Source organism: Caballeronia sp. LZ019, from assembly GCF_031450825.1.
Classification (GTDB): domain Bacteria; phylum Pseudomonadota; class Gammaproteobacteria; order Burkholderiales; family Burkholderiaceae; genus Caballeronia.
Genome location: NZ_JARTVZ010000005.1, coordinates 377,385 through 390,002 on the forward strand (window position 1 = coordinate 377,385; position 12,618 = coordinate 390,002).

The window sequence follows — 12,618 nt, forward strand, 5'->3', positions numbered from 1 at the left end:
CCGGATGACCAACCTCACTCTCGCTTTCTCGACGATCTTCGTCGTCGCGCTCGTCGCAATGGTTTCGACCAAACTGTGGCTCGCGTCCCGCCAGATCCGGCACGTGGCCGCGCACCGCAACGGCGTGCCGCCGCAGTTCACGGGCACGATCCCGCTGACCGCGCATCAGCGCGCGGCGGATTACACGGTCGAGCGCACGCGGCTCACGATGATCGAAGTCGTGACGAGTGCCGTCGTGCTCGTCGCGCTGACGCTGCTCGGAGGCGTGCAGGCGCTCGACAACGCCATCACCGACTGGCTCGGGCGCGGCTATCTCGGTCAGATCGCGCTGGTGGCGTCGGTGGTGGCGATCACGAGCGTCATCGACTTGCCCTTTGATTACTTCCGCCAGTTCGTGATCGAGGAGAAGTTCGGCTTCAATCGCATGTCGAAGAAGCTGTTCTTCGCGGACCTCCTGAAGGGCACGCTGATCGGCGTGATCGTCGGCGCGCCGCTTCTGCTGCTGACACTCTGGCTGATGGATCGCGCAGGCGCGTACTGGTGGCTCTGGACCTGGATGGTGTGGGTCGCGTTTCAACTGCTCGCGATGGTCATCTACCCTACTTTCATCGCCCCGCTTTTCAACAAGTTCGAGCCGCTGAAGGACGAAGCGCTCGTGAAGCGCATCGAGAACCTGATGTCGCGCACGGGCTTCGCGGCGAAGGGACTCTTCGTCATGGACGGCAGCCGCCGCTCGGCCCACGGCAATGCATATTTCACGGGTTTCGGCGCGACCAAGCGCATCGTTTTCTTTGATACGCTCCTCGCGCGCCTCTCGGGCAGCGAGATCGAAGCAGTGCTCGCCCATGAACTCGGTCACTTCAAGCGCCGTCACGTGTTGAAGCTGATGCTCGTGACGTTCGGCATCAGCCTCGTCATGCTGGCGCTGCTGGGATGGCTCGCGCAGACCGTGTGGTTCTACGAAGGGCTCGGCGTGCGACCGTCGCTCGTCGGCAGCAACAACGGGCTCGCGCTCGTGCTCTTCATGCTCGTGCTGCCGGTGTTCATGTTCTTCATCACGCCGCTCGGCAGCCTGACATCGCGCAAGAACGAATTCGAAGCGGATGCGTTCGCGGCAAGCCAGACCGATCCGAAGGACCTCGTCAACGCGCTCGTCAAGCTCTATGAAGACAACGCGTCGACGCTCACGCCCGATCCGCTCTACACCGCGTTTTACTACTCGCACCCGCCGGCATCGCAACGCATCGATCGTCTGATGCAGCACGCCGCATGACCGCGCGTGCATCGCGCAAGGGCGGCGCGGCGGCTAACGGACGGCTCGCGGGCACCGTCATCGCCGCGCACGGGCGGCATTATCTCGTCACGCCTGGCGACGGCGGTCCGATGCTCCAGTGCTTCCCGCGCGGCAAACGCAGCGAAGTCGCGGTCGGCGATAGCGTGCTGTACGAGCAGTCGTCGGTGGATCAGGGCGTGATCGTCGAGATCGGAGAGCGGCGCAACCTGCTGTATCGATCGGATCAGTTCAAGTCGAAGCTCTTCGCCGCAAATCTCGACCAACTGCTGGTCGTGCTCGCCACCGAGCCGCATTTCAGCGAGGACCTGCTCGGGCGCGCGCTGATCGCGGCGGAAGCGCACGGCCTCGAGTCGCTGATCGTGCTCAACAAGATCGACGTCGAAAGCGCGTTGCCGCTGGCGCGCGAGCGGCTCGCTCCGTATCGCGAACTCGGCTACACGGTGATCGAGTTATCCGCGAAAACGCAGCCGGGCGAGGTGCATCCGCAACTCGACGCTCATCTGAAAGACCGGGCGACGATCCTGCTCGGTCAGTCGGGCATGGGCAAATCGACGCTCGTCAACCTGCTCGTCCCGGATGCCGACGCGGCCACGCGCGAAATCTCATCCGCGCTCAACAGCGGCCGGCACACGACGACGTTCACCCGCCTTTATGCGCTGCCGGGCGGTGGATCGCTGATCGATTCCCCGGGCTTCCAGGAATTCGGCCTGCACCATTTGTCCGAAGGCCAACTCGAGCGCGCGTTCGCGGATTTTCGACCGTATCTTGGCCACTGCCGCTTTTATAACTGCCATCACCTGCACGAGCCGGGCTGCGCCGTGCTCGAAGCGGTCGAAGCGGGAAAAATCAGGCCCGAGCGGCACGCGCTTTATGCGCAACTGGTTCACGAAGCCAGCCAGATCGTGCGATGAAACGGCTCACGCGCGCGCCCAATCTCATCACCGCGCATCACTGGATGAACGTGCTGAAGACGGCGGGCGTGCCGTGCGAGTTGCACAATCGCTATCTCAACGGCGCGATGGGCGAAATTCCGGCGGAACAATGCGCGCCGGAAATATGGATCGTCGATGACCGCGACGAGACGCTCGCGCAGCGCCTTCTCGACCGCGCGCAAAAAGGGCCGGACGTGAACGCCCGGCCCTGGAAGTGCAAGCATTGCGGCGAATGGCTCGAACCGCAATTCACCGTATGCTGGAAGTGTCAGACGGAACGCGATCCGCTCGACGATTGATTCGCTCAGGCCAGCCAGACGGCGATGGTCAGCATCAGCAGCAGCAACATCCACAGGATGACCGCACGCCACACCAGGCCGACCGCCGACTGCAGCGTGCGTGGCGTGCAGTCGTCGCCGACGGGCAGCGGGCTTGCATCGCCGACAGCCAGTGCTTCGACGCTCAACGGCTCGGCGAGCGGTCCCGCGAGGCGTGCGCCGAGCGCGCCGCTGCCCGCCGCAAGCAACACGCCCTGATTCGCATCGGGCCACTGGCGCGCATGATTGCGCCACGCGTAGATCGCGTCCTCGAAGTTGCCGACGATCGCGAAGCCCATCGCGGTCAGACGCGTCGGTATCCAGTCGATGAAGAAGAACGCGCGCTGCGCGAACGACGAGAACTCGGCGGTGCGCTCGGGGCTCGGCACCGCCCACGCGCGCGCCAGATACTCGGCGATGCGATAGAACACCGCGCCTGCCGGGCCGATCGGAATCAGAAACCAGAAGAACACGCCGAACACGTGCCGGTGCGACGCGACCACCGCGTGAACCAGCGTATGACGCACGATTTCACTGACGGGCATGTCGATCGTGTCGAGCCCGGTCCACTCGGCGAGCACTTCGCGCGCACGCGGCACGTCGTCGTTATTCAGGGCGAGGTGGATATCGGTGAAATAGTGGCTGAACTGGCGAAAGCCGAGCGTGAAGTAGACGACCACCACGTTCCACAAAAAGGCCAGAACGAAGTTGATGCGATACAGCACGTAATAGACTAGGCCGACTGCCAGCGTCCACGGCAACACGACGACGAGCCACGCGACGATGCCGTGCTTCTGCTTGCCGGCATCGAAGCCATGCGCGGTGGACTCCGCGTGATAGTGAAGCAGCGCCGAAACGGGATTGTGCGGCGTGAGCGCGCGCACTTGCTCGATGATGAGAGCCAGCAATACGGAGAAAAAAGTCATGCGAGGCGTCGAAACAGTCGGTTAATTCGAGTTTCGCGTAACGATAGCACAGCGCCTCCCGCCTTTATCACGACGACCGGGCGCGTGGCGCGCGCGCATCACGCGTGACCGCCGGCGCCGTCGCGCTCACGCGGCGAGGAAGCGATAGAAATTGCGCAACATGCCGGCCGTTGCGCCCCAGATGAAGTAAGGCGCCTTACCTTCGGCCGGCGTGTAGGGCATCGCGAAGAAACGGCGCTCGCCGCCTTCCCATCGAAACACCCGGACTTCGTGATTAGCCGGATTCATGAGCCACGCAAGCGGCACTTCGAAGATATCGGCGACTTCGCGGGTATCCGCCTGCAGCGAAAACGGCGGATACACGAGCGCGACAACCGGCGTCACGCGAAAGCCGGTGCCCGTCAAATAGTCGGGCATCGCGCCGATCACTTCACAATGCTCCCCGCTCAGGCCCACTTCCTCGCGCGCTTCACGCAGCGCGGTCGCCGCGGCGTCCGCGTCTTCCGGCTCGCGCCGCCCGCCGGGAAAGCTGATCTGCCCGGCGTGGTCCGACAGATGATCCGCGCGCTGAGTCAGCAGTACGGTCAGCCCGCCTTCGCGCAGCACGAGCGCCACGAGCACGGAGGCCACGCGCGGGTCGCCGCCGATCGCCTTGATGCGCTGCTCGGGCGGCTCTTGCGTCCAGTCGAGTTCCTTTGCAAAGCGTGCGCGCAATCCCTCGGGCGTCAGGCGCTCAGGCGGAATGGGCGGCATGCTTTCGCCGGTGGAAAGTACCGGCATCAGTTCGGGTTCGAGAATGCGCGGAGTCGATGTCTTGCCTGTGGACACGGTCTCAAGCCTGAATGTCGAAGATACGATTTGAACACATCAAAGAAAAAAGCACCCGCGAGGGGTGCTTTTTCCGGTGCAGCAATTCCAGCGAACTACTGAGCCACTTACTCGGCGGCGGAAGCAGCGCGGTCCTTCGAGACCAGCTTTTCCTTGATTCGAGCCGACTTGCCCGAACGCTCGCGCAGGTAGTAGAGCTTCGCGCGACGAACGTCACCGCGGCGCTTCACGACGATGCTCGCGAGCAGCGGCGAGTAGGTCTGGAACGTACGCTCGACGCCTTCGCCCGACGAAATCTTGCGGACGATGAAATTCGAGTTCAGGCCACGATTGCGCTTTGCGATCACGACGCCTTCGTAAGCCTGAACGCGCTTACGCGTACCTTCGACGACGTTCACGTTGACGATGACCGTGTCGCCCGGACCGAAGTCGGGGATGGTCTTCTCGCCCAGCACGCGTGCGATCTCTTCCTTCTCGAGTTGTTCAATCAGATTCATTACTGACTCCTTGTGCCATCTTGCCGGAGTTGTGTGCCTCGCACTTCTGTCGATGAGGCCCCGGTAGAGGATGGGTTTGCTTCAGGCGCCGTTCTCACGACGCCCCCTTGTCCCGCTCGTTCACGTCGGCCTATTCAGACTTCGACGCGCCCTTTGCGAGTTCTGCGAGCCACGCTTCATCGGCACGGCTCAACATCTTCTGCTTGCGCGCCCGCTCGATCAGATCGGGCCGCTTGAATAAGGTATTGCGTAGTGCTTCGCGCCTGCGCCAGGCGTCGATTTCCTTGTGATGCCCGCCGAGCAGCACATCCGGCACGCGCATGCCTTCGTATTCCTCGGGCCGCGTGTAGTGCGGACAATCGAGCAATACATCGACGAAACTGTCCTGCACCGCCGATTGCGCGTCGTTCAGCACGCCGGGAAGATGGCGCACCACGGCGTCCATCAGCGCCATTGCGGGCAATTCACCGCCCGACAGCACGAAGTCGCCGAGACTGACTTCTTCATCCACCACGCGTTCGATCAAACGCTGGTCGATCGCTTCATACCGGCCGCACAACAGCACGAGGCCGGGTTCCTGCGCGTAACGCATGACGCGGTCGTGGTCCAGCTTCGCGCCTTGCGGGGACATCATCACGACGCGCGTGCCTTCGACGCCCTGCTCACGCTGCGCCGCTTTCGCCGCCGCGATCGCGTCTTCGAGCGGACGCGCCAGCATGACCATGCCGGGACCACCGCCGTAAGGACGATCGTCCACGGTGCGATAGTTGTCCGTGGTGAAATCGCGCGGATTCCACGTGCGCAGGCCGAAGCGCGCCTGCTTCACCGCCCGGCTGGTGATACCCCAGTCGGTGAGTGCGCGAAACATCTCGGGAAAGAGCGTCACGACATCGAACTGCATCGCCCTCTCCGTATTCTGCCGGTGTCCGAAACGAGCACCAAATTAATAGTCGGCGTCCCAGTCGACGATGATGCGCTTCGCCGCCCGATCCACCGTCTTCACATACACGCCGACGAACGGAATGAGCCGCTCGCCCGTGACAGGCTTGCCATCCTTTGTTTCGCTCGGATACTCGATCCGCAGGATGGAATGCGCGCCGTTGTCGATCATGTCGGCGACGTGGCCAAGCGTGACGCCCGCCTCGTTCTCGACCGCCATGCCGATCAGGTCGACCCAGTAAAACTCGTCTTCGTTGTCGAGCTTCGGAAAGTCGCTGCGGGCGATATGGATCGTGTGACCTTTCAGCGCAAGCGCGGCGTCGCGGTCGTCGCAGCCTGAGAGGCGCGCGACGATGGAATCGCTGTGCACCTTCGACTGGATACAGCGCGCAGACTTGCGATCCCGGTTCTTGACGAGCCACCAGCGCTTCGCGGTAAGCAGTGCATCGCCGCCAGAACTGGCCGACGCATGCGGCGTAACCTTGACCCAACCCTTCAGGCCGTAGGCATCCGCGATGAAACCGACTTCCACCGCGTCGTCCGGCAACTGCTCGACGGGCTCGATGCTGCCCGCGTGCTCTTCCGGCTTGACTGCAGCAGAAGCGCCGGCCGCCCCGCGGCGCGCGCCCGGCTTGCGGACAAACGCACCGAACGTGGCGGCGCTTTCTTCCTGCCCCGGCTTCGGTTGACTGATGGCGCCGGACTCGTGGCCGTTTCGGGGATCACGTGCGGGCATCAGCTGACCTTTGGGCAAATTTCGAACGATTCGGCGACTGAGCCGCGCCTCGCGGCGTGCGCAATCGCTTCGACCGATTCAATCGATTCAATCGATCAGACGACTTAAGCAGCCGGCTGAGCTTGTTGCGATTGCTTGACCAGACGCTCGACGGTCGGCGACAGTTGCGCGCCAACGCCTTGCCAGTAGGTCAGGCGGTCTTGCGAGATACGCAGCGATTCGCCCTTCGTGGCGACCGGGTTGTAGAAACCCACGCGCTCGATGAAGCGGCCGTCACGGCGGCTACGCGAATCGGTTGCGACGATGTTGTAGAACGGGCGCTTCTTCGAGCCGCCACGAGCCAGACGGATGATGACCATGCTGAAATCCTTGAAAACCGGGGTTCGGAACTACCAGAACACGCGATTATAGCGGGAATCCAAAGCACGAACAAACACTTAACGCATTTTTCGCGAGCAGCGCGTGCTCAGGATGCATTCCCACCGCTGCGCGATAGCTTGGAAGCGCGGCGAGAGCGCTGTGCTGCCGCTGGCGCCCGCGTCGTAAAATACCGGATTGCGCTGCGGTCGCACAGCGCGCCAACACCTTAACACTGCTTTCGCTGATGACTTCTCCGTCCGTCGCCACGCATTCCGCTCCGAAGCCAGTCCCATCCTACTTTCGCTCGAAGACGCTCACCGCGGCGCTCGCGTTTCTGTTCGGCAGCATTGGTTTGCACCGCTTCTATCTGTATGGAATGCGCGACAGGTACGGCTGGGCCCATATCGTCGGAATTGTGATGGGCGCGTTCGGCTACCTGATGCTTGCGGCGAGCGAACGCACCTCCGTGCTCGGCTGGGCGCTGGCGTTGCCCGGCGCGGTTTCGTTGCTGGCGGCGTTTCTTTCGGCGATCGTGTACGGACTGCGGCCCGACGCCAAATGGGACGCCCAGTTCAACGCGCACACGAACCGCCAGAGCGATTCCGGCTGGACCGTGATCTTCGTCGTGATCTTTTCGTTACTGATCGGCGCCTTTCTGCTGATGACGGGACTCGCGCTCACGTTCCAGACCTACTTCGAAGGTCAGGTCGAAGCCGCCAAGGCGCTGTCGCAGTAAAGCAGTCATCGCGGCGTTCAGAACAGATCGAGCTGGCCCGTGCGCGGCGGCGTACTGGTCAACGCAGGCCGCTTGAAATCCGACATATCCAGAATGCCGCGATTGCGCTGATTCAGCCCGAGCCGCTTCGTCGCCCGATGAAAGCGCTGCTTGAGCATGTCCGCCCATAAGCCTTCGCCCTTCATGCGCGTGGCGAAGTCCGAGTCGTAGTCTTTCCCGCCGCGCATGTCGCGCACGCGGCTCATCACGCGGTCCGCGCGCGCCGGAAAGTGCGCCGTCAGCCAATCCTTGAAAAGCGGTGCGACCTCCCACGGCAAGCGCAGCACGATGTAGCTCGCCGTCGTCGCGCCCGCCTCCGCGCAGGCTTCGAGCACGCGCTCGAGATCCGGCTCGGTGACGAACGGAATGACCGGCGCAATGCTCACACCCACGGGAATCCCGGCGTCCGCAAGCGTGCGGATGGTGCGCAGCCGGCGCGACGGCGTGGCCGCGCGCGGTTCCAGCGTGCGGGCGATGTCGGCATCGAGCGTGGTGACGGTGATCGCGGCCATGAACTGTCCGCGCCCGGCCATCGGCGCGAGCAAGTCGATGTCCCGCTCGATCAGCGATGACTTCGTGATCGCCGCGAAAGGGTGCCCGCAGTCGTGCAGCAATTCGGTCACGCGCCGCGTCAGCCGGAGTTCGCACTCGACCGGCTGATACGCGTCGGTATTGACGCCCAGCGCGATGGGATCGGGCTGATAGTTCGGCTTTGCGAGCTCGCGTTCCAGCAACTCGCCCGCATTGACCTTCGCATAGATGCGGCTTTCGAAATCGAGCCCCGGCGACATGCCGAGATAGCTGTGCGTCGGCCGCGCGAAGCAATAGATACAGCCGTGCTCGCAACCGCGGTACGGATTCAGCGAGACCGTGAAAGGAATGTCCGGCGAGTTGTTGCGCGTGAGGATGCTCTTCGCGCGCTCCTCGAAGACTTGCGTGCGCAACACGGGCGCGCCTTCCTCTTCCGCCGATTCATGCACCCAGCCGTCATCGACGGACTCGCGTTCGTCCCGCTCATACCGCCCCTGAATGTTCGTGACCGCGCCTCGCCCCTTGAGCGGCGAAGGTGGTGCAACGGGAAATTCGCGGTCCGGCGCTGGCATTGCGGTGATGGCTCGTCGTCGATAATACCTGTATAAATATACAGTATCGACGCATCGCCGCAAGCGGAAATTTCACACATCGACGGGAATCGTCAGCGTTTCCTTGATCTCTTCCATCACGACATAGCTCTTCGATTGCACCGCCCCCGGCAGTTGCAGAAGGATGTCGCCGAGCAGCTTCCGGTAATCGGCCATCTCGCCGATGCGCGCCTTGATCAGATAGTCGAAATCGCCTGAAACCAGATGACATTCGAGCACCTCGGGAATGCGCTGCACCTCGCGGCGAAACTGCTCGAACATGTTGCCGCTCTTGTGATCGAGCGTGATTTCGACGAAAACGAGCAGCGCTGCGCCGAGCTGCGTCGGGTTCACGCGCGCGTAGTAGCCGGTGATGACGCCGTCGCGCTCCATGCGCTTCACCCGTTCGATACACGGCGTGACCGAAAGCCCGACGCGCTCCGCGAGATCCTTCATCGCGATGCGCCCGTCCTGCTGGAGGATGTTCAAGATCTTGTGGTCCAGCTTGTCGAGCGCCCGGACCGGATTTCGCTGCGTTCTCATTGCTTATTTCCTGAAAATCCACCAAATACAATAACTAAAACTGGCTCGATCTTCTTAGTATAGGCGATAACACTAGACGGACAACCCGCCGCAGAACATGCGCGCTACGCTGTCCGGACGGATCGAAAAAGCGGAGATCTCATGCGTATCGTTATTCTCGGAAGCGGCGTAGTCGGTGTGACCAGTGCTTACTATCTGGCTCGCGCCGGGCTCGAAGTCACGGTCATCGACCGCGAATCCGGCCCTGCTCTCGAAACCAGTTTCGCCAACGCGGGGCAGATTTCACCGGGATACGCATCGCCCTGGGCCGCGCCGGGCGTGCCGCTCAAGGCGGTGAAATGGATGTTCGAAAAGCACGCGCCGCTCGCGATCCGCCTCGACGGCACGATGAACCAGCTGCAGTGGATGTGGCAGATGCTGCGCAACTGCACGCAGGATCGCTACACGGTAAACAAGGGCCGCATGGTGCGCCTCGCCGAATACAGCCGCGATTGCTTGCAGGCGCTGCGCGCCGACACCGGCATCCAGTACGAAGGCCGCACGGGCGGCACGCTGCAGCTGTTCCGCACGCAACAACAACTGGACGGCGCAGCGAAGGACATCGGCGTGCTGAAAGATGCCAACGTGCCGTTCGAACTGTTGTCCTCGGCTGAACTGGCGAAGGCGGAACCGGCGCTGGCCGCGGTATCGCACAAGCTGACGGGCGGCCTGCGGCTGCCGAACGACGAAACCGGCGACTGCCAGATGTTCACCACGCGCCTCGCCGCGATGGCCGAATCGCTCGGCGTCAAGTTCCGCTACAACACGCCGATCGACGGGCTCGCCGTCAGCAACGGCCGCATCGCGGGCGTGAAATGCGGCGATGAACTCGTAACGGGCGATTCCTTCGTCGTCGCGCTCGGCTCGTACTCACCGAAGCTGCTGGGCGATCTGGTCAAGATTCCGGTCTATCCGCTGAAGGGCTATTCGATCACCGCGCCGATCGTCGATGCGAACCGCGCGCCGGTATCGACGGTGCTGGACGAGACGTACAAGATCGCGATCACGCGCTTCAACGACCGCATCCGCGTGGGCGGCATGGCGGAAATCGTCGGCTACGACAAGACGCTGAAGATGGCGCGCCGCGAGACGCTGGAAATGTGCGTGAACGACCTGTTTCCCGGCGGCGGCGATACCACGAGCGCCACGTTCTGGACCGGCCTGCGCCCGATGACGCCGGACGGCACGCCGATCGTCGGACGCACGCCGGTGCCGAACCTGTTCCTGAACACCGGGCACGGCACGCTCGGCTGGACGATGTCGTGCGGCTCCGGCCAGCTGCTCGCCGATCTGATGTCCGGCAAGCAGCCGGCGATCCGCTCGGACGACCTGTCGGTGCATCGTTACCTGGGCGATGTCGGCGTGAATACGCGTCCGGCTTACGCCAAAGTCTGACCACTCAACGGCGCCTCTCGAAAGAAAGGCGCCGTTGTCGTTTCAGAACTGATCTTCGTTCAGCGCGAGCACGCCTTCGCTACCGTTCGCGCTGATGATGGCGGCTTCGAGCCCCGGTGCAAGCGACAGAACGTGCTCCGCGTAGAACTGCGCCGTCGCGATCTTCGCCGTGTGGAACGACTCGTCGTCTGCGCGCCTCGCGTGAGAAACCAGCATCGCGCGCGCCATCTGCCAGCCGCACAAGACAATCCCCGCCAGCCGCAGATACGGCACGCTGCCGAGAAACACCGCGTTCGGGTCGCTCTTGAACTTCGCGACGATGAATTCGACCGACCGCCCGAGTGACAATGCGCCCGCGCTCAGATGCCGATGCATCGACCTGAACGGCTGGCCCTCCACTTCCGCGAGCGCGGCGATGGTCTGGTCGATGTGCGCAAGCAGCAGTTGCGCCGCCGCGCCGCCATCGCGCACGGTCTTGCGGCCGATCAGATCGTTCGCCTGGATCGCGGTCGTGCCTTCGTAGATCGGCAGGATGCGCGCATCGCGGTAGTACTGCGCCGCGCCTGTCTCCTCGATAAAGCCCATGCCGCCGTGAACCTGCACGCCGATGCTCGCGACATCGACGGAAACCTCGGTGCTAAAGCCTTTGACGATCGGCACGAGAAATTCGTACACCGCCTGGTGCTTCTTGCGCTGCGCTTCGTCCGGATGCGCGTGCGCGACATCGCTGTGCGCGGCGGCGACATACGCGAGCGCGCGCGTGCCCTCGGTGTAGGCGCGCATCGTCGCGAGCATGCGGCGCACGTCGGGGTGATGGATGATCGTCACCGCTTCCTTCGCGCTGCCATCGACGGGACGGCTCTGCACGCGTTCTTTCGCGTACGCGACCGCCTGCTGGTACGCCCGCTCCGATACGCCGACGCCCTGCATCCCGACTGCGAAGCGCGCCGCGTTCATCATGATGAACATGTACTCGAGCCCGCGATTCTCCTCGCCGATCAGATAACCGGTCGCGCCGCCGTGATCGCCGAACTGCAAGACCGCCGTCGGGCTCGCCTTGATGCCGAGCTTGTGCTCGATCGACACGCAATGAACGTCGTTGCGCGCGCCGAGCGTTTCGTCGTCATTCACCATGAATTTGGGCACGATGAAAAGGGAGATGCCCTTCACGCCTTCGGGCGCATCCGGCGTGCGCGCGAGCACGAGATGCACGATGTTCTCCGCCATGTCGTGCTCGCCGTAGGTGATGAATATCTTCGTGCCGAAGAGCTTGTACGTGCCGTCGCCCTGCGGTTCGGCGCGCGTACGCACCAGGGCGAGATCCGAGCCCGCCTGCGGCTCGGTAAGATTCATCGTGCCGGTCCAGACGCCTGCAATGAACTTCGGCAGATAGCGCGCCTTCTGTTCGTCGGTGCCGGCCGTCAGCAGCGCTTCGATGGCGCCATCGGTCAGCAACGGGCATAGCGCGAACGAGAGATTCGCCGAGTTCAGCATTTCCATGCACGCCGTTGCGATCAGCTTCGGCAGATTCTGTCCGCCGAACTCCGACGGATGCACGACGCCTTGCCAGCCGCCTTCCCCGAACTGGCGAAACGCGTCCCTGAAGCCCGGCGTCGTCCGCACTTCGCCGTTCGACCATGCGCTCGGGTCGCGGTCGCCCGCGACGTTCAGCGGAGCGATCACTTCGCCGCAGAATCGCGCGGCTTCTTCGAGAACGGCCTGCGCGGTGTCGAAGTTGCCGTCTTCGAAGCCGGGCAACGCGGCGATGCTGTCCAGGTCCGCCAACTCCTTCATCACGAACAGCATGTCCTTGACGGGGGCGCGATAGCTCATTGTCGTGTCTCCTCCTGTGATGCTTCTCTCGTCCAGCGGATACAAAAAAGGGCGCAACGGTCGTCGCGCCCTTTCGCTCATCG

General features: G+C 63.3%; 14 protein-coding genes. 5 read left to right on the top strand and 9 right to left on the bottom strand.

The genetic code is table 11. The annotated features are described in order from the left end of the window. Positions 1-4: 4 nt before the first annotated feature. From P9255_RS15195 to P9255_RS15205, 3 genes are read left to right on the top strand one after another with little or no spacing between them, the layout of a single operon-like run. Positions 5-1,273 carry a M48 family metallopeptidase gene (locus tag P9255_RS15195; RefSeq protein ID WP_309764337.1) on the top strand — a complete coding sequence of 423 codons (1,269 nt, stop codon included), beginning with the start codon at positions 5-7 and terminating at the stop codon, positions 1,271-1,273. After that, the gene (gene rsgA, locus P9255_RS15200) at positions 1,270-2,205 is read left to right on the top strand and encodes a ribosome small subunit-dependent GTPase A (protein ID WP_309764336.1); all 936 of its coding nucleotides are present in this window, start codon (positions 1,270-1,272) and stop codon (positions 2,203-2,205) included. The genes P9255_RS15195 and rsgA overlap by 4 nt, the downstream gene beginning before the upstream one ends. Next, positions 2,202-2,525 (top strand): DUF2007 domain-containing protein, encoded by a 324-nt coding sequence (locus P9255_RS15205; protein WP_309764335.1) that lies wholly within the window; start codon positions 2,202-2,204, stop codon positions 2,523-2,525. The genes rsgA and P9255_RS15205 overlap by 4 nt, the downstream gene beginning before the upstream one ends. 5 nt (positions 2,526-2,530) lie before the next feature. Here P9255_RS15205 and P9255_RS15210 read toward each other — a convergent pair whose 3' ends face one another. The 6 genes from P9255_RS15210 to rpsP all read right to left on the bottom strand — a co-directional run bounded on the left by P9255_RS15210 (position 2,531) and on the right by rpsP (position 6,828). Beyond that, positions 2,531-3,469, bottom strand: coding sequence for a CobD/CbiB family protein (locus tag P9255_RS15210; protein WP_309764334.1), 939 nt, complete (start codon positions 3,467-3,469; stop codon positions 2,531-2,533). A gap of 126 nt (positions 3,470-3,595) precedes the next feature. Next, positions 3,596-4,249, bottom strand: a complete 654-nt coding sequence (locus P9255_RS15215; protein ID WP_309765421.1) for a CoA pyrophosphatase — start codon at positions 4,247-4,249, stop codon at positions 3,596-3,598. A 155-nt stretch (positions 4,250-4,404) separates the two neighbouring features. Then, a complete protein-coding gene (rplS, locus tag P9255_RS15220) occupies positions 4,405-4,794 on the bottom strand; it encodes a 50S ribosomal protein L19 (RefSeq protein WP_035959654.1) in 390 nt (129 codons plus the stop codon). 130 nt (positions 4,795-4,924) lie between these two features. Further along, complete coding sequence (trmD, locus tag P9255_RS15225; protein WP_309764333.1) at positions 4,925-5,695, bottom strand: tRNA (guanosine(37)-N1)-methyltransferase TrmD; 771 nt, start codon at positions 5,693-5,695, stop codon at positions 4,925-4,927. 42 nt (positions 5,696-5,737) lie between these two features. Continuing rightward, a complete protein-coding gene (gene rimM, locus P9255_RS15230; RefSeq protein WP_309764332.1) occupies positions 5,738-6,469 on the bottom strand; it encodes a ribosome maturation factor RimM in 732 nt (243 codons plus the stop codon). Positions 6,470-6,573: 104 nt separating this feature from the next. Continuing rightward, on the bottom strand, positions 6,574-6,828 hold the full coding sequence (rpsP, locus tag P9255_RS15235; protein ID WP_035959657.1) for a 30S ribosomal protein S16: 255 nt from the start codon (positions 6,826-6,828) through the stop codon (positions 6,574-6,576). 245 nt (positions 6,829-7,073) lie between these two features. Here rpsP and P9255_RS15240 point away from each other — a divergent pair, with 245 nt between their 5' ends. Then, a complete protein-coding gene (locus P9255_RS15240) occupies positions 7,074-7,565 on the top strand; it encodes an NINE protein (protein WP_309764331.1) in 492 nt (163 codons plus the stop codon). 17 nt (positions 7,566-7,582) lie between these two features. Here P9255_RS15240 and P9255_RS15245 read toward each other — a convergent pair whose 3' ends face one another. Together P9255_RS15245 and P9255_RS15250 are read right to left on the bottom strand one after the other, a co-directional pair. Further along, positions 7,583-8,707 (bottom strand): PA0069 family radical SAM protein, encoded by a 1,125-nt coding sequence (locus P9255_RS15245; RefSeq protein ID WP_309789978.1) that lies wholly within the window; start codon positions 8,705-8,707, stop codon positions 7,583-7,585. Between the two features lie 72 nt (positions 8,708-8,779). Further along, positions 8,780-9,268: an Lrp/AsnC ligand binding domain-containing protein gene (locus tag P9255_RS15250; RefSeq protein WP_035959661.1), complete on the bottom strand. Its 489-nt coding sequence runs from the start codon at positions 9,266-9,268 to the stop codon at positions 8,780-8,782. A 141-nt stretch (positions 9,269-9,409) separates the two neighbouring features. Between P9255_RS15250 and P9255_RS15255 the strand changes: the two genes are divergently transcribed. Further along, positions 9,410-10,702, top strand: coding sequence for a D-amino acid dehydrogenase (locus P9255_RS15255; protein ID WP_309789979.1), 1,293 nt, complete (start codon positions 9,410-9,412; stop codon positions 10,700-10,702). Between the two features lie 42 nt (positions 10,703-10,744). Here the strand turns inward: P9255_RS15255 and P9255_RS15260 are convergent, their stop codons facing one another. Next, positions 10,745-12,535 (bottom strand): acyl-CoA dehydrogenase, encoded by a 1,791-nt coding sequence (locus tag P9255_RS15260; protein WP_309764328.1) that lies wholly within the window; start codon positions 12,533-12,535, stop codon positions 10,745-10,747. Positions 12,536-12,618 lie beyond the last annotated feature (83 nt).